Source organism: Paenibacillus sp. J14 (assembly GCF_000518465.1).
Taxonomy (GTDB): domain Bacteria; phylum Bacillota; class Bacilli; order Paenibacillales; family Paenibacillaceae; genus Fontibacillus; species Fontibacillus barengoltzii.
In genome coordinates this window covers 115,970-132,323 of the sequence record NZ_JADQ01000001.1, presented here as the reverse complement: position 1 = coordinate 132,323, position 16,354 = coordinate 115,970, and the positions used below count along the sequence as shown (strand labels likewise).

The 16,354-nt window shown below is 51.1% G+C and carries 12 protein-coding genes; 1 reads left to right on the top strand and 11 read right to left on the bottom strand.

Annotated elements, in window-relative coordinates; genetic code table 11:
* Positions 1 to 65: 65 nt before the first annotated feature.
* The 11 genes from M891_RS0100525 to arfA form a co-directional block, all read right to left on the bottom strand.
* Positions 66 to 1,628 (bottom strand): response regulator transcription factor, encoded by a 1,563-nt coding sequence (locus tag M891_RS0100525; RefSeq protein ID WP_028537419.1) that lies wholly within the window; start codon positions 1,626 to 1,628, stop codon positions 66 to 68.
* 276 nt (positions 1,629 to 1,904) lie between these two features.
* Positions 1,905 to 2,876, bottom strand: a complete 972-nt coding sequence (locus M891_RS0100520) for a glycoside hydrolase family 43 protein (protein ID WP_009224208.1) — start codon at positions 2,874 to 2,876, stop codon at positions 1,905 to 1,907.
* A gap of 23 nt (positions 2,877 to 2,899) precedes the next feature.
* A complete protein-coding gene (locus M891_RS22985) occupies positions 2,900 to 5,464 on the bottom strand; it encodes a lipocalin-like domain-containing protein (RefSeq protein ID WP_036699066.1) in 2,565 nt (854 codons plus the stop codon).
* 37 nt (positions 5,465 to 5,501) lie between these two features.
* Positions 5,502 to 6,992, bottom strand: coding sequence for an alpha-N-arabinofuranosidase (locus M891_RS0100510; RefSeq protein ID WP_028537418.1), 1,491 nt, complete (start codon positions 6,990 to 6,992; stop codon positions 5,502 to 5,504).
* A 25-nt stretch (positions 6,993 to 7,017) separates the two neighbouring features.
* The gene (locus M891_RS0100505) at positions 7,018 to 7,863 is read right to left on the bottom strand and encodes a carbohydrate ABC transporter permease (protein ID WP_009224211.1); all 846 of its coding nucleotides are present in this window, start codon (positions 7,861 to 7,863) and stop codon (positions 7,018 to 7,020) included.
* A 48-nt stretch (positions 7,864 to 7,911) separates the two neighbouring features.
* Entirely contained in the window at positions 7,912 to 8,787 is an 876-nt protein-coding gene (locus M891_RS0100500; protein WP_009224212.1) for a carbohydrate ABC transporter permease, read from the bottom strand.
* 88 nt (positions 8,788 to 8,875) lie between these two features.
* Entirely contained in the window at positions 8,876 to 10,123 is a 1,248-nt protein-coding gene (locus tag M891_RS0100495; RefSeq protein ID WP_028537417.1) for an extracellular solute-binding protein, read from the bottom strand.
* 87 nt (positions 10,124 to 10,210) lie between these two features.
* Positions 10,211 to 11,053 (bottom strand): carbohydrate ABC transporter permease, encoded by an 843-nt coding sequence (locus tag M891_RS0100490; protein WP_028537416.1) that lies wholly within the window; start codon positions 11,051 to 11,053, stop codon positions 10,211 to 10,213.
* Positions 11,050 to 11,949: a carbohydrate ABC transporter permease gene (locus M891_RS0100485; protein WP_028537415.1), complete on the bottom strand. Its 900-nt coding sequence runs from the start codon at positions 11,947 to 11,949 to the stop codon at positions 11,050 to 11,052. The genes M891_RS0100490 and M891_RS0100485 overlap by 4 nt, the downstream gene beginning before the upstream one ends.
* A 61-nt stretch (positions 11,950 to 12,010) precedes the next feature.
* On the bottom strand, positions 12,011 to 13,342 hold the full coding sequence (locus M891_RS0100480; protein WP_028537414.1) for an ABC transporter substrate-binding protein: 1,332 nt from the start codon (positions 13,340 to 13,342) through the stop codon (positions 12,011 to 12,013).
* A 184-nt stretch (positions 13,343 to 13,526) separates the two neighbouring features.
* Positions 13,527 to 15,047, bottom strand: a complete 1,521-nt coding sequence (gene arfA, locus M891_RS0100475) for an arabinosylfuranosidase ArfA (RefSeq protein WP_028537413.1) — start codon at positions 15,045 to 15,047, stop codon at positions 13,527 to 13,529.
* 375 nt (positions 15,048 to 15,422) lie between these two features.
* On the opposite strand from arfA, the gene M891_RS0100470 reads away from it, so the two are divergent.
* Positions 15,423 to 16,340, top strand: a complete 918-nt coding sequence (locus M891_RS0100470; protein WP_016311348.1) for an ArsR/SmtB family transcription factor — start codon at positions 15,423 to 15,425, stop codon at positions 16,338 to 16,340.
* Positions 16,341 to 16,354 lie beyond the last annotated feature (14 nt).

Sequence of the window (16,354 nt, the reverse complement as noted above, 5' to 3'; positions counted from 1 at the left end):
CCCCGATAGCAAAGGGCCAATACACACATCAGTGCCCCTTCAAAAAGGAGCCGTATGGAGTAGCATCAGGCATGGTTCATCTGCTTGCGATATGCGGAAGGTGAGGTACCGACATATTTGCGGAATTTGCTGTGAAAATAATCGACATTGGTGTATCCGACCTTTTCGGCCACCTGATAGACCTTCAGGCCTTCCTCTAAATAGTGTTTAGCTTTCTCGATCCGCACCTTGTCGAGGTACGTGTTAAAGTATTCTCCGGTCGTGTTCTTGAACAATTTGCCTAAATATGCGCTGTTATAGTTGAAGATGCCGGAGAGCGTCTCCAATTTGAGGTTTTCGTTATAGTTCCGGTGAATCAGATCCAACATAATTTTGACTTCGCGGTGTTTCCCGTCTTCGCCGAGCTGGTTCATGATCTGCTGCAGCAGATGCTCTGCCTGCCCGTTTAGCTCCAGAATGGAGTAGGCTTTTTGGATTTTCGAGTACCCGTCGGAAAACTCTTTGCTGCGATTTTGCAGCTCCGGCGACTGCTTCAGCGCCTTACTGAAAATCGTGGTCAGCAGCTCCACATAACGGTTCTTTATTTCGTTCTCCATCGCACCTTCAGCCTTATACGCTTCGCCCAGCTGATGCAGCAGAGATTTTACGGCATCGCGATTACCGATATCTACCGCATAAAAGAGCTGCTCGCCCAGCTCTTCGGTCGTAAGCTCCGGTCCCGCACTCGCACCAGCCCCCGCATCCGTTCTGGCAGACAGGCTGTCCGGCGTTAAGATCGTTCCCTGATCAAGGAAGAAATGGCGGCGGACCAAATCACATGCCGTCCGGTACGATTCCCGAATCTCCGCCATGCATCCCACCTTCTCGCCAAGCGCCACGGAATAGCGGATGCCTAAATCGGACAGCTCGGCAGCAAGCTCGCGATAGATCCCCGCAAGCTCCACGGAGAGAAGCGGCTCCTTGAGCAGGACGCCAAACTTCGAGTGGATCGCAAACACCCAGCCGCGGCCAGGCTCCTCGAACTGCCGGACCAATGCTTTGCGGATCAGAGCGTTAATTTGGGCATCAGCGTCCCCTTCCATTTGCGGGGCAAGCAGCAAAATTTGAAACACCTTGCCGCTGATACCTACTTCATGAGCCCGCTCGCATAGCGGAGTAGGGTCCTCTTCGTCTTCGCCGGTCAGCACGGACTGGATCAACGCTTCCCGGTTCCACTCCGTTGTGACGTGCTTCCACTGCTCGGATGCTTTCTCTTCGTCGATCGTCAGCTTGATTTTCCAAAGATAATCCTTGAGTTCATCTTCATCTACCGGCTTCAGCAAATAACCATCCGCCCGGTATGTCATCGCCTTCTTGGCATAACTAAAATCCGCGTAACCGCTAAGAATCAAAATATGCAAATTCGGATCTTGCGTGCGGAGCTTCTCGATCAATTGCAACCCGTCCATCCCCGGCATGCGGATATCGGCCACGACCAGATCGGGATGATATTGCTGATACTTTTCCAGCGCTTCATTCCCGTTGGCCGCCGTATCCACAACTTCGTAGTCATAGGCTCCCCATTCGATAAAGGTCCGCAGACCCTCCCTAAGTTTCGGTTCGTCGTCAACAATCAGCACTTTAATCATTTTGCATTCCTCCGGCCGGAAAAAATTTTGTTTTCCCAGCATTAGATAAGGCGTTTTCAATGTAATTATAGGTTAATTTTCGAACAGCTCACAAACATTATTCTGTTCATTTATTGCACTATTTTGATGCCTCGCCAAAAAAAGCTGCCCTACCTCATCCCTAGATGAGTGGTAGAGCAGCCATTCTGCTTCGTCGTGCCGCTAGGAACTCGCGCCGGAGTAATGCACGCTGGAGTAACGCGCACCGGGGTAACGCGCGCCGGGAGTAGTCCAAACCTATGGATTCGTGCGGACCGAGTCGGGTAGCGGCACTCCGAAGTTTGGCGTGCCATCCTCGTTCCATTCCAGAATTTGGGCCCGGGTATGCCGGTTCGGATCGTACAGCGGGTCACCGTCGATCTCCTTGTAATTCCGGGCATGATAGACCAATACGTCCCGCCCGTCCTCCGAGACGGTAAAACTATTATGACCTGGTCCATACTGTCCCGCCGCTTCATTGGTCGCAAACACCGGAAGCGGCGATTTTGACCAGGAGCTAGGGTTCAGCAAATCTGCCGATTCGTCCGCGGTGAGCAGGCCCATACAATAATGATGGTCGGTGGCGCTGGCCGAATAGCTGATGAATATACGCCCGTTCCGCTTCAGTACGGCCGGTCCCTCGTTTACTTTGAAGCCGATCGTTTCCCAATCGTATTCCGGCGTGGAGATCATGACCTGCTCCCCGGTCAACGTCCAAGGGTTGCTCATCCGGGAGATGTAGAGGTTGGAGTTGCCTTCGATACCTGGGTCCTTCTGCGCCCAAACGTAATACCGTTCCCCCCGGTGCTCGAACGTCGTCGCATCCAATGCAAACGACTCCCACCGCGTACGGACTTGCCCTTTCTCCTCCCATACGCCTTCAAGCGGATTGGCGGAGGTGTTCTCCAGCACGTACATTCGGTGATCAAACAATCCTTCGTTCGTCTCGGTCGTTCGCGCGGCGGCAAAATAGATATACCATTTTCCGTCGATAAAATGGATTTCCGGAGCCCAAATATTGGCGCTCAGCGGGCCGGTATCATATTTGCGCCAGGCCACCACCGGCTTGGCATCCCCCAATCCTTGCAGCGTCTTGGACCGGCGAATTTCGATCCGGTCATACTCAGGTACCGAAGCCGTAAAGTAATAATACCTGTCCTGATGCTTATAAACCCATGGATCCGCCCGTTGCTCCACGATTGGATTTCGATATTCCTGCGTGTTCTTCATCTTGGTTTCTCCTTCTCTTTCTGTCATCTCGTTACGCTCTGGCCTTCCTCATACAGCTTGCGGACCACCGCTTCTGGAATCGGCACGTCGTAAACCCGGAGTTCATCCATCTTCCCTTGGAAAGGGGGATCCCACCAATTCACCCCTAGGCTGAACATACCTTGATTATCCGTGAAGATATCCGGGAATCCCGTTCCCGTAAACTTCAGTTCCCCGTCAACGTACACCTTCACGTTCCCGGCATCGACGGTAAAGGCTACGTGATGCCACGCTCCCGCCGAGATCCGCGAACCCGTTGTCCCGTCATACCAGGCTTCACCGGACCACAGCATCGTGTTATGATCCCAGGAATCCGGCACGAGGCTGATCCAGCTTGTATTGGATTTCGCCCCAAAGAAACTGGTCGTAAATTGGGTAAATTGCTGCGGATGCAACCAGAGGGAAACCGAATAACGGTTCCCTTGAATCAGACTGTCATCCAGCCGAATGCCGGATGTACCATCAAACTCGGCGGCTAACCCCTGCACTCCATCCGTAAAAGTGATCGCTCCGCCTTCGGTATCAAGCTTTGCCCCGGTCACCGCTCCATCGCCAAACCGTCCTTCGACCTCCGATAAATTCCCCTCAAAGCGATAGTGGGCTCGCAGTCCATAGTTAAGATCAATCGGAGCAACGACGATCTCAAACGTCTTGACGGCTTTCGCTTTCCCCTTCGTGATCGTTGCGGTTAACGTAGCGGGAGCATCGGCTTCTCCCGCATCGGGCGGGTGGATGACCCCGCTCTCTGAAATGACGCCTGGATCGGAGGTGGACCAGACGATTTGAGCCCCATGCGTCCCTTCCAATGGCAATGTCAGGTTGTTCATGACTTTGCTGGTATCGCCGAGCGTTAAGGCTTCCTGCACCGCCTTAACGACCTGGCGGTCGTTCATCTCCGGCTGCTGAATGCCCCAAATGGCGGTGCCTTCGCGAGAGATGGCCGTAAAGGTCATCGTCTCCCGCCCTTGGTTCTCGTCCCAGCCTTTGACGAATACGCCGTGGTAAGTTACTCCCTCAAGGGTCAGCTCCGCTCCATAGGAGCCGTTTAGCTTCCAGGTTCCGGTTATCGAACCCGAAATCGTATGGTCTTTGTTCAAAGTAAGGTGGACCGAAGTAGGGACCTCACCGGAATAGCCAAGCCCATGATTCACGAACTGATAGTCGCCGACCACCTTGGAGGCCGTCACTTTCTGCAGGGATTCCCCGGCGTAACGCGTCGGTGCCATGACCAGCCACCCGTTTTGGTTCATAAACAGCTGGTGCACCCTGACTTCGTGAACCTCTCCCCGTTGCGGGAAGCGAGTATGGAACACCGAGAAATATCGCTTCGTCTTCTCGTCATAAAATAGCGAGTTATGCCCTGGCGAAGCATAACCGTAACCGATTCCCGTGCCGGGATCGCCTATTTTGCGGTCGAACAGGAAATTGCCGACCATTTTGATGCCGTACGGCGCGTTATCCGTATCGCTGGGCAGCACGGCATTTTGTCCGGCCGCATCGAGATAAGGGCCGTCTGGACGTTTCGCCCGGAACTGCCGCAGGTTGTAGCCGCCGTTCGCCCCCAGCCAACCATAGGAAACGTTCAAATAGTAGTATCCCGAAGTTTTATCGTATAAAATGTAGGGCCCTTCGCCGGACTTCGTATAGCCTCCGGCAATTTTGGTGCCGAAATAGCGGTCTACAAGGCGTCCGTCAGCCGTTGTGCCGTCTTTGCCAGGATATTTCACCTGACCGGTGACCGGATCCAACTCGACGATAAAGATTCCGCCGGACCAGGAGCCGTACGTCATCCACAGCTTGCCGTCCTTATCGAAGAACAAAGCGGCGTCAATTGCGTTCGGATACATGGCATTATTATAGGAACCGTCGCTGTTAAACCAATTCGGATTGGCCTCCTTCAGCCTTCCCTGGTCCACCAGCTGCTTGAGGTTCGTATTCGTCCACTTCTTATCGACCCGGCTGTTCTCGTCATACGCCGTCTCCTTCGTAAACCCGGAGTAAATAACCGTGTCCACGTAGGTGTAGGGGCCTTCGATATTTTTGGATACCGCATAACCAATCGCGGAGCGGATATAGGTGGACGAAGCGCTGTAATACATCATATAAGCGCCCCTCGTTCCGTCCGCATTCCGGTATTTCTCATTCCAGATCACGCCCGGCGCCCAGACCGCATACCCGCCTTTACTGTCGGCATCGTCCTCTCCCGCCCAAGCGAACGAACCGGCCAGATTTTGAGACAGATCGCCGTAGATCACGTTCCCCGGGGTTTGATAGCCGTTGGTAAACGTCGTCCAATTCATCAAATCGGTTGATTTGGCGGCTTCGATATGCGACCCAAAGACATAATAGGTCGAGCCGGCCTTGACGATGTTCGGATCGTGGACCGAGACATTGGTAAACGCGGGCGGTCGCTTTTTCCCCGAGGCCCCTCCCGCACTCTCGCTTTCCGTTGCCCCGCGTTTCCCGGCATCCGTATCGCCGCTGCTCGCCCACCCTTCGGCAGGGATGAGCATCGTGAAGATCAAGAGTAAACCCAGGCACTTAACCATACTTTTCAACGGACTTCCCTCCTTCATAAGGTTTAGGTTATGATTTGATGATCAAGGTTACCAGTGACATGGCCGGCATTTTCACGTGCAGCGTGTCACCGGCTACGTGAACGTCCCGGAGCGGAACCGGCGTAACCACATCCGGTTGCTCAAACGTATTGTGCGCATTCATCGTTGCAGCCGTTAACAAAGTTCCCGAAACCGAAGCCCATTCCGCGTGATTTCCTCGCAACTCGAGACTGACCTCCGCAGCCTGTCTCGGATCGATATGAACCAAGCTGATCTGAATGTCGCCTTGGGCGTTCTTCGAGGCGGACACCGACAGGGCCGGAAGTGTGTCGTCGCCATTCGCCGAATCAACCAGCGATGACTCGGTCGACAACAGCTCTGCTCCTTGATGGACCTTGAACATATCAAACGCATGATACGTCGGCGTTAGGATCATCCGCTCACCTTCTGTTAAAATCATCGCTTGCAGGACGTTGACGGTCTGGGCGATGTTCGTCATCTGCACCCGGTCGGCGTGATGATGAAAGATGTTGAAGTGAAGCCCGGCCACCAGTGCGTCACGGATCGTGTTTTGCTGATACAGAAATCCCGGATTCGTGCCCGGCTCAACGTCGTACCAAGTACCCCACTCGTCGATAATCAAGCCGATACGCTTCTCGGGATCGTACCGATCCATGATCGTACTGTGCTTCGCAATTAATTCGTCCATGTGCAGCGCTTTTTTCATGGTCACGAACCACTCGTCCTCTGAAAAATCCAGCGCCGAACCCTTCCCCAGCCAGAAATCACCGGGAATAGTGTAATAATGCAGGCTTAACCCGTCCATGAGCCCGCCGGCCTGTTGCATCAGCACTTCGGTCCAGCGATAATCGTCCACATTGGCCCCGCCGGCGATTTTATATATCCGGTTATCCCCATAATTGCGGACGTAGGTTTGATAGCGGCGATACAGATCGGCGTAATATTCCGGACGCATGTGGCCGCCGCATCCCCAATTCTCATTTCCGATGCCAAAATAGGTCAGCTTCCACGGCGCGCTTCTGCCATTCTCCTTACGCCAGTTCGCCATCGGGGATTCGCCGTCAAATGTCATATACTCGACCCATTCGGACATTTCTTGAACCGTGCCGCTCCCCACATTCCCGCAAATATACGGCTCGCATTCCAGCAGCTCGCATAGCAGCATAAATTCATGCGTCCCGAAGTGATTGTTCTCGATAACGCCACCCCAATGGGTGTTGACCATCCGCTTGCGGGCTTCCCTCGGGCCTACGCCGTCCTTCCAGTGATACTCATCCGCAAAACATCCGCCGGGCCAACGAAGCACCGGAACCTTGATCCGCTTCAACGCCTCCAGCACATCGTTACGTATCCCTTGCGTGTTGGGAATCGGGGAATCTTCTCCGACCCAAATCCCCTCATAGATGCATCTGCCCAAATGCTCGGCAAAATGACCGTAAATATTTTTGTTGATGACCGCTTTCGTCACGTCCGTTTGAATGATCACTTTGTTGTTCACGGTTTTTCCTCCACCCTAAATTCATTTATCCTTTAATGCCTGAATTCAGATTGATCGATTGAATAAAGTATTTTTGCGCAAAAACAAACAGCAGCAGCGTTGGAATGATGGCCAACATGGCCGAACCCATAAGCTGTCCGATCATGCGATAGTTGCCGTAGATATCCTGAAGCAGCAGCAGTCCCGCAGTCACCGGCATTTTGTCCACGTCGGTATAGACGATGACCGGCCAGAGGAAGTCGTTCCAGGAGCCGACAAACGAGAACAGGCCGCAAACGATGAGGATCGGCTTGATAAGCGGCAGGATGATGTACGAGTAGATCCGAAAATCTCCGGCCCCGTCAACCCGAGCGGATTCATCCAGGTCGGTCGGAATCCCTTTCAGAAACTGCCTGACCAGAAAGATGTTGCCCATACCCGCCAAACCCGGAATAATCATCGCCCATGCGGTATTCACCCAGCCGAAAATATCGATGATTTTGTAAGAGGGGATAATGTTGACGACTCCCGGAAAGAAGGAAATGCCCAGCAATGTAAAAAACAGCGTGTCTCTGCCTTTAAAGTTCATTCGAGCATACCCGTAACCCGTGATGGAGATGATCACGATCACGAGGAACGTATGTGTCACCGCAATGAATACGGAGTTCGTCAGCCAGCGCAGGATCGGAGCCGTGGACGTATTCTCCAGAATCGTCACGTAATTGTCCAGGATCCATTCCACGGGAAGCAAACGGAAGCCCGTTGACACCACTTCAGATTGGGAGCGGAAGGAAGTCGAAATTCCAAATAACACGGGAATGACCCAAATGACGCACAGGAGGATCAAATACAGGTATGCGATATACTTCGATATGCTGATTTTCTTCGACATCTTGATTTACACCTTACCTCTCGTTTCCATAATCCATCACAGGATGCGTCAATTGGCGTTTCGGTTCATGACGTAATACTGCAGCGCCGAAATGACCAAAATGACCATGCCTAGCAGCACCGCCATCGCGGATGCCATGCCGGCAATCGATTCGCCATGACCAAACGCTAATTGACGGATGTACATCATGAGAACATGCGTCGATTGCCGCGGTCCGCCATCCGTCATCATTAAAGGTTGGCCAAAGACGTTAAAGGCCCCGGCAGTGGTCATGACAAAGGTATAAATGAGCGGAAAACGGATCGACGGCAAGGTGATGCTGAAGAATCGCCGGGTCGCGCCGGCTCCGTCGATCTCGGCGGCTTCGTACAAGTCTTTGGATACCCCGGCAATCGAGGCGCGGTAAATAATCATGTTCCCGCCAACCCCTCCCCATACGGTGATCACAAAAATAATGATCCAAGCATAAGGCTGCGTCGCCGCCCAAGCGACCTGCGAATGGAAGATGTTCCCCGTAATCCCCAGCTGTTTGTTAAAGATAAGCAGCCAGATCAAAGCGGCAGCGGAAATGGAAATCAAGCCCGGAATGTAAATAATGGACTGGATGATGCCCTTCAATTTGACCTTCTTATGCTCCAAGGCGACGGCCACCGACAATGGGATGACGATCAACAGCGGAACGCTGATCACGACAAAAATGAGGGTATTCCGAAGCCCGTTTACGAATTGGGTGTGGAAGGTCGAGGTTTCATCAAATAGGATCGTTTTGTAGTTAGCCCATCCGACCCAGGTCGGATCGTTCATCAAGTTCCACTGAGTAAACGAAGCATATATCCCGTATACGGTCGGAATCAGAATGAAGATCAGGAACAAAACCAGGTGCGGACCCACAAAGAAAAACGGCGCAAAGGATTTCTTGTTCATCGCCTTTCCATATCTCCTTTTGGAAAAATCATGTGCCAGACGCATCGTTCCGGCACATGATTTCTTTCTGTTTATCTAGAACGCAGGCTCAGCTTGCACTGCCCGTAGTGCTCTCGGCAATCTTGTCCTCGACGAACTTCTGCATCGTCTGCAGCGTATCATCCAGATCGACGTTGCCGCGAACGATATCCGCGCAATAGGTATCAACCGCTTCGGCGATGTAAGGGTAATATTCGTAGGTATAAATATAAAGGGACTGGGTCTCCTTCTCATTGGAGGTGAAGAAGGATTGCATATATTGCTGATATTCCGGACTTTCGATCACTTGTTTACTCGCCACGATTTGACCTGCTTTCGCCCATTCCAAGGAGTTCGCGCGGATGAATTCCAGGAAAGCGCCGATGCCGGCTTCTTTCTCATCCGATCGATCGTCATTTTTCAGCATCGCAAACAGGTGGGACGAAGCGCGGTTCGTGAACTTGTCCGGCGTCGGAGAATAGATGTTCGTCACCCCGAAGTTTAGACCCTCAACCGCAGCATGGGCCGTAGAACTCCATGTACCGTCCGTCGAGAACAAGACGTTGCCGGATTGGAACATTAAGTAGCCGTCTTCGCCAAATGGGGTCATCAACCCGGCATCGGCAATTTTCTTCACCTCTTCGAAGGCTTGTCTCATCACCGGCGTATTCACAGCCGGCTTGCCGTTTTCTTGGATGTCTCCTCCCAGGTTTTGCACTTGAGCTAAAATCACCCAGCCGAGCAGCGCATCATTGACAACGTAATCACCATCCTCCAGCTTGCCTTGAAGCGACAGCATTTCGTCGATGGTAACCACGTCGTCGTCCAAGAAGGATTCCGCGTTGTACTTCTTGAGCAGATCCTTGTTGTAATACATCGTGTTGCTATGAATGTCGAGCGGAACGGTATACTGCGTGCCATCGATGTTCCCCGTCGCCCAAGCCTGCGGAAGGTAGTTCTCCTCCTTAATTTCCGGCTGCGCGGCAATCGCACCGCCGATAGGTTCCAGCACGCCTTGCTTCACAAAGCCGGGAACACGGTCCGCGTGGATGATCGCCAAATCAGGAACCCCTTTGCCAGAGTTGAGCACCGTGGAAATTTTAGTATACATGTCTGCGGTAATCACATGCTTCACTTTGAACTCGGGATTGGTAGCGTTGTAATTCTTGACCAATTGATCCATGTAAGCTCCGTCATCGCCGGTTAACGGCGTCCAGAAAGTAATCGTCTTCTTGTCCGAGCCGCTGCTGCATCCAGATAGTACTGTCACGCTTAAAAGAACTAAAACCAAAGATAAATACAACCACTTCGTTTTCATGTTTCTTCCCCCGTTTTGAATAATTAATATGATATGAAATCGGTCGGCGCTGAAGCCGTCCGCAAACGTCCGCAGCGCAGGGCCGTTCTATCCTTTCACCGCTCCTGCCGTCATCCCGTCGATAAAGTATTTTTGGAAGGCCACAAACAAGATAAAAATCGGAATGATGGAGAAGAAGGAACCTACAATCAGCAAATCATAGTTGTTCCCGTAAGGGGTTAGCAGCGTCTTAAGCCCAATCGGTAACGTGTATTTATTGGCGTCGCTGAGCACCATAAACGGCCAAAGGAAGTTGTTCCAGCTGTTCATCCCGTTCAGGATGGCCATCGCCGCAAAAGAAGGCTTCATCACCGGTAAGATGATCCGCACGTAGATTCCATACTCGCTCGCTCCGTCAACGCGTCCCGCAGCGATAATTTCCCGGGGAATTCCCCGCAAATACTGCCGGAAGAAGAAGATCGTCGCCGCGCTGGCAATCCCAGGCAGAATAATGGCCGAATAGGAGTTCATCAGCCCGATATCGTAGGTTAGCGTATACAGCGGCAGGAGCAGAATTTCGAATGGAACCATCATGATCAGCAGGACACAGATGAACAGGGTATTTTTCCCTTTAAATTCATAAGCCGAAAACCCGTACGCCACCGTAGCGCTAACCAGCAACGTCACTGTCACTTGGACGACCGTCAGCACTAACGAATTAAAAAACCATAGGAAATAGGAATGATTGCCCGTAAATAAGTATACAAAGTTATCCAAGCTCATGACCGATAGATCGAACTTCAGATTCAGTCCGTATCGGATCAAATCCTCCCCGGGCTTAAAGGAAGCCAGTGTTACAGCATAAAACGGCAGAAGCACCAGCACGCACAGGAAGGCGAAAAACACGAACAAAACGATCTTAATTAGCAAGCCGCGCTTCGATTTCGTCATGCTTCCTCCTCCTTCTTAAACATGCCGGTAAAGGCCAGCTGTGTCAGATTGATCACCATCGTAATGACAAGAAGCACGATGCCAACGGCGGCCGCATACCCCAGATTGTTCTTCTCAATCCCTTGACGGTATAAGTAGCCCACGATGGTTAAGCCGATGTTTTTCGGAGAGTTGTTGCCGTTCCAGAGCATCATGCTTTCGATAAACATCGCCAGACCGGCGTAGATGCTGATCGTTAAAACATAGATGGTCGTTGGCTTCAACAGCGGCATCGTGATTTTCGTAAATCGCTGGATAGGAGAAGCACCGTCGATGGAAGCGGCTTCATAGTATTCTTCGGGAATATTTTTGAGTCCAGATAGGAAGTAAAGCATGTTTACCCCGGTCCATCTCCAGGTCGCCAGGGCCAATAAGGCAATAAAGCCGGTCGTTTGTCCTTTCAAAAATTTAATCGGCTCCACGCCAAACAAGCCCAAAAAGCTGTTGATGAGCGACCCTTCCATTTCACCGAACATCAGTCGGAAGATCGTCCCGGCTACCACCACTGACGTCAACGCCGGGAAGAAAAACGAGGATTTGAAAAATTCCCTCGCCCACATGAACTTGTTGTTAATCAATACGGCAAACAACATCGGGAACGGGATCAAGATCACCAAGGTTAAGACCATATAGATGGCACTGTTGGTCACGGCCTTGAGGAAAACCCCGTCGCCCATTAATTTCTCATAGTTGTCTATGCCAATCCACGCTGCTTCCTGTCCCAGGGTCACTTTCTGGAAGCTCATCCCGAAGGAGCTGATCAGCGGATACACCCAAAAGATGAGGAATACGAGCACGAACGGCAACACAAATACGTAAGGAGCAACCTTTTGTGAGTAAAGGAATTTTTTAAACATCGCCCTACCCCTTTTTTTAAACAGAGCTACTCCCGGAGGAGTAGCTCGCTGCTTATTTCAATTACTTCAGCTCCTGCTCGATTTGCGCTTGCGCATCATCCAGAGCCTGCTTAATATCCTTCCCGTCTTCAAAAACTTCATTTAACGTTACCGTGCAAAGCACGTTATTAATCGTTGGCGAAGCGGAGGTAGATTTAATCAAGCGGATTTCGTCCTTGATGTCGTTCAGCACGTCAAATGGGTTGTTAGTGAAGTATTGCACAAACTGGTTGTCCGGGTTATGTGTTACATCCTTCATTTCCCAAACGTCCATGTTGACCGGGTCAAAGCCCAACGTGTTCCAAATTTCAATGTTGGCATCCTCCGACAATTTGGCAAAAGCGAGGAAATCCTTGGCCAGCTCAATGTCTTTGGCTGTTTTGGTTACGACCGTCCCGGTTCCGCCGCCGCCAACCGAACGCGGCATCCCTTCTTCGATAACCGGAATCGGGGCGATGGCGATTTTGCCGGAGAGATCCTTCATATAGTTCGTGTATCTCGACATTTGCCACAACGGCATGAAAGCGGTCGCATAGTTGCCCGCATTAAACTCCCCGTAAGCTTCCTCCGTATCGGGCTGCCCTCCTGCGATGGTGGCGATCACATTGTTGTCTTGCAGGTCTTTCAGCAGGGTAAGTGCCTTCACCAAGGGTTCCGAGTTGATGGTTGGGTTCCCGGCGTCATCCGTGAAATCCGCACCTTGCTGTGCCAGCAGCTGGGAAAGCTCCCACGTTGCACTCGTATCGGCGGTGCCCATATACTTGCCTGTTTTCTCATACACTTGGATTCCGGCTTGTTTAAAATCTTCCCAGGTGACGATCGTCTTGTAATCCACTCCGGCCTCTTCTAAAATTTCCGTGTTGTAAAAAGCAACCGAGGCGCCAACGTGAGTTGGGATCCCGTAATTCACGCCGTCCTTGCTGTAGAGATCGATTCTGGATTTGACGATCGTGTCCCGGTACGGGTCGATGACGTCATTTAATTCGACCAGCTGCGGCGTGCCGGCCAGAAAATCCGGGAACTTGCCCAGCTCAATATCCGCGATGTCCGGCGCCCCAACCCCCGTCTGTACGGCGATGGATAATTTGTTATGCATGTCATCGTAAGGCATCACCGTAACGTTCAGCTTAATTTGCCGATCCGGATTGGCGGTATTCCATTTCTCCAGCATTTTCTCAAAATGCTGTCCATGCAGTTCCACAAACGTCCAATAGGAAAGCTCGACCGCATCTTCCCCCGCACCGCCGTCCAACACGGAGGTTTCACCCCCCGCCGTGGTTGACGTCTTGCCGCAACCCCACAGCCATGTGACCATTGATAACACTAACAGCACAATCCAAACCTTTTTCTTCATCCTTGACCCTCCCTGACAAAATAAAATCTACACACTTCATTTACAGTCGGTTATCTCCCACTTCTCTAGTAAAACCGATGGTCAATCGATGACCTAAAAAAGCGCATGCCTGTTGTGTATAGCTAGGTGTTGTCATCGTCTCAAGGGTGAATGAAGCCGTTGCTTCTCAGAAGCGTTTAGTTCTTTAAGATCTCGCTTGACCCAAGCGAATCACGTTCCAGGAGGCTTTAGCTAAACGAGCTTTTACATAACCGTCCTCGCAGACCGCATTACCTCCGGTGTGAGGTTTAACATTTTCCTGGTCCGCTGTATTTACAGCTTTGAGGTCGTCATGTTCCAGCACCAGATGCTCGATCACACAGTAGCCTTCGAACCCGCGAATATCGCAATCCAGCTCAAGTGCTTCCTCCAAATGACGGTTGACCGCAAAAATCGTCAACGTCTCGTCCGCTTCGTTATATACAATCGCACTGTCCAAATAAGGAACATCGGTATAATCCTTCGCGTCGTACACCGGGGAGTCGACTACCGGCTGCAGCGATACGCCCCGTCCAAAAATCGAAGCATGCATGTAAGGATAATAAATCGTTTGCTTCCAGGAACGTCCACCATTCTCCGTCATGATCGGAGCAATTACGTTCACCAACTGGGCCATGCAAGCCATCTTCACCCGGTCGGCGTGGCGCAGGAACGTAATCAGCATGCTTCCGACCAGCAAAGCGTCCTCGAAGTTATAAACGTCTTCCAGTTGCGGCGGCGCAATTCCCCAGGGCTCCAGCTTGGCATCGGCATCGTTGGAATGGTACCAAACGTTCCATTCGTCGAAGCTGAGGTACATCGTTTTTTTGCTGCGTTTCTTCGCCTTCACATAATCGCAGGTGGAAATCACCGTACGAATGAAGTGGTCCATATCCATCGAACGGGCGAGGAAATTCGCCGTATCGTTGTCCCGGTTGCCATAGTATTGATGCAGGGAAATATAATCGGCCACCTCGTAGGTATGCTCTAACGTCACCGCCTCCCATTCCGGGAACGTTGGCATCGACGAGCTGGAGCTGCCGCACGATACCAGTTCGATATCAGGATCAACCTGTCGCATCGCCTTCGCGGTCTCATAGGCGAGCCGTCCGTATTCCTGCGGTGTCTTTTGTCCGATTTGCCATGGACCGTCCATTTCATTACCCAGGCACCAGGTTCGGAACTTATGGGGCTGCTCATAACCGTGGCTTCGGCGCAAATCGCTCCAATAGCTGCCCCCCGGATGGTTGCAGTATTCCAGCAGGTTACGAGCCGCATCAACGCCTCGGGTCCCCAAATTCACCGCCATCATGACTTCGGCACCAACCTCTTTGGCCCATCCAGCAAACTCGTTTGTGCCTACCCAATTCGGTTCAATCGTCCTCCAGGCCAGTTCCAAGCGTTTGGGCCTCGATTCAACCGGACCAACCCCATCCTCCCAGTTATACCCGGAAACAAAGTTCCCGCCGGGATATCGGATGATCGGGACGTTCAGCTGCTTCACCAGCTCCTTGACGTCGTTACGGAATCCATGTGAATCCGCCTCCGGATGCGAAGGCTCATAGATCCCCCCGTAGACAGCTCGGCCCAAATGTTCAATAAAGGAGCCGTAAATGCGCCGATCTACTTCCGCAATTTTAAAGGCTTTGTCGATGACCATCGTTGCTCGCAGTGCTGTTGATGACATGTTGACCACCTTCCATTTTAGTAAATATTAAATTATTTCGAATATCCTTGAATGAATCCGTTTACAGGTATAAAATAACATATGAGATCAGGGTTGTAAATATATTTACCTAAAACATTTTATATTTATCTAAAATTAATTAGATGAAAGATCCTAATCTCCGTGAAAACGCTGAAAAACCGCCTGAAAATTCAATGGAATAATGAAATTTAGTTTAAAATATTTTAAAATTAAGCGTGCATTTACTACAAATTTAATCTATTTTCTGAACCTGATTTACATTTTGATTTGATGCTTTATTAAACGACTGAGTTAGTTTATAATTATCTAAAATAAAACTACCCACTATTTATTGGAAGAAGGTTCGAATATCCGATGATCTATATTAAGGATTTGATGAGCGGGATCGACATTTTCAAAGCATTAAGCTCGGAGATCAGAATTCAAATCCTCGAACTGCTGGCCAAAAATCAGGCTTTAAACCTCAATGACCTCGCCACCAAGCTGGGCTTAAGCAACGGAGCGATAACGATGCACATCAAGAAGCTGGAGGAAAGCGGCCTGATTGAGATCAATACTTCCGTTGGCAAGCATGGCATCCAGAAGATATGTTATTTGAACAAAGACAAGTTGATGGTCGACCTGCGGAGCAAGGATGTCGACAATTTATACGAAGTGGAAATTCAGGTGGGCCATTATAGCAATTATCATGCGGTCCCTACCTGCGGTTTGGCTACGAAGCACAGCATTATCGGTGATTTTGACGATCCGCGTTACTTTGCCGATCCACAGCGAATCGACTCGGAGATTATTTGGTTGTCCGAGGGTTTCCTGGAATACCGCATCCCGAATTACTTGAAGCCCAATCAAACGTTCCGGGAAATTCAATTTTCGATGGAGCTGGGTTCCGAGGCGCCCGGGTATTGCGATAACTACCCGTCTGACATTTATTTTTACTTGAACGGCGTCGAAATCGGTTTCTGGACGAGTCCGGGGGACTTCGGTGATGCACGCGGCACGTTTAATCCGGATTGGTGGCCGCCGCACTTGAACCAATATGGAATGCTGAAGCTGATCCGCATTAACAATGAGGGCAGCTTTATCGACGGTTGCCGCATTTCCGACGTTACGTTGGAACAGATTCAACTGGATTACAAAAGCGAGCTGACGTTCCGCATCGCTGTCACCGACAAGCCGATCAACAAGCGCGGCCTGACCATCTACGGCAAGAACTTCGGCAATTACAGCCAGGACCTGCTGGCTCGGGTCCTGTATGATGTGAAAGAGCAATAACAACAATCAAAAAA

Excerpts from the sequence above, each read along its gene's own strand:
- M891_RS0100525 (WP_028537419.1), bottom strand. The coding sequence starts at position 1,628 with ATGATTAAAGTGCTGATTGTTGACGACGAACCGAAACTTAGGGAGGGT.
- M891_RS0100520 (WP_009224208.1), bottom strand. The coding sequence starts at position 2,876 with ATGAAGAACACGCAGGAATATCGAAATCCAATCGTGGAGCAACGGGCG.
- M891_RS22985 (WP_036699066.1), bottom strand. The coding sequence starts at position 5,464 with ATGGTTAAGTGCCTGGGTTTACTCTTGATCTTCACGATGCTCATCCCT.
- M891_RS0100505 (WP_009224211.1), bottom strand. The coding sequence starts at position 7,863 with ATGTCGAAGAAAATCAGCATATCGAAGTATATCGCATACCTGTATTTG.
- M891_RS0100500 (WP_009224212.1), bottom strand. The coding sequence starts at position 8,787 with ATGAACAAGAAATCCTTTGCGCCGTTTTTCTTTGTGGGTCCGCACCTG.
- M891_RS0100495 (WP_028537417.1), bottom strand. The coding sequence starts at position 10,123 with ATGAAAACGAAGTGGTTGTATTTATCTTTGGTTTTAGTTCTTTTAAGC.
- M891_RS0100490 (WP_028537416.1), bottom strand. The coding sequence starts at position 11,053 with ATGACGAAATCGAAGCGCGGCTTGCTAATTAAGATCGTTTTGTTCGTG.
- M891_RS0100485 (WP_028537415.1), bottom strand. The coding sequence starts at position 11,949 with ATGTTTAAAAAATTCCTTTACTCACAAAAGGTTGCTCCTTACGTATTT.
- M891_RS0100480 (WP_028537414.1), bottom strand. The coding sequence starts at position 13,342 with ATGAAGAAAAAGGTTTGGATTGTGCTGTTAGTGTTATCAATGGTCACA.
- arfA (WP_028537413.1), bottom strand. The coding sequence starts at position 15,047 with ATGTCATCAACAGCACTGCGAGCAACGATGGTCATCGACAAAGCCTTT.
- M891_RS0100470 (WP_016311348.1), top strand. The coding sequence starts at position 15,423 with ATGATCTATATTAAGGATTTGATGAGCGGGATCGACATTTTCAAAGCA.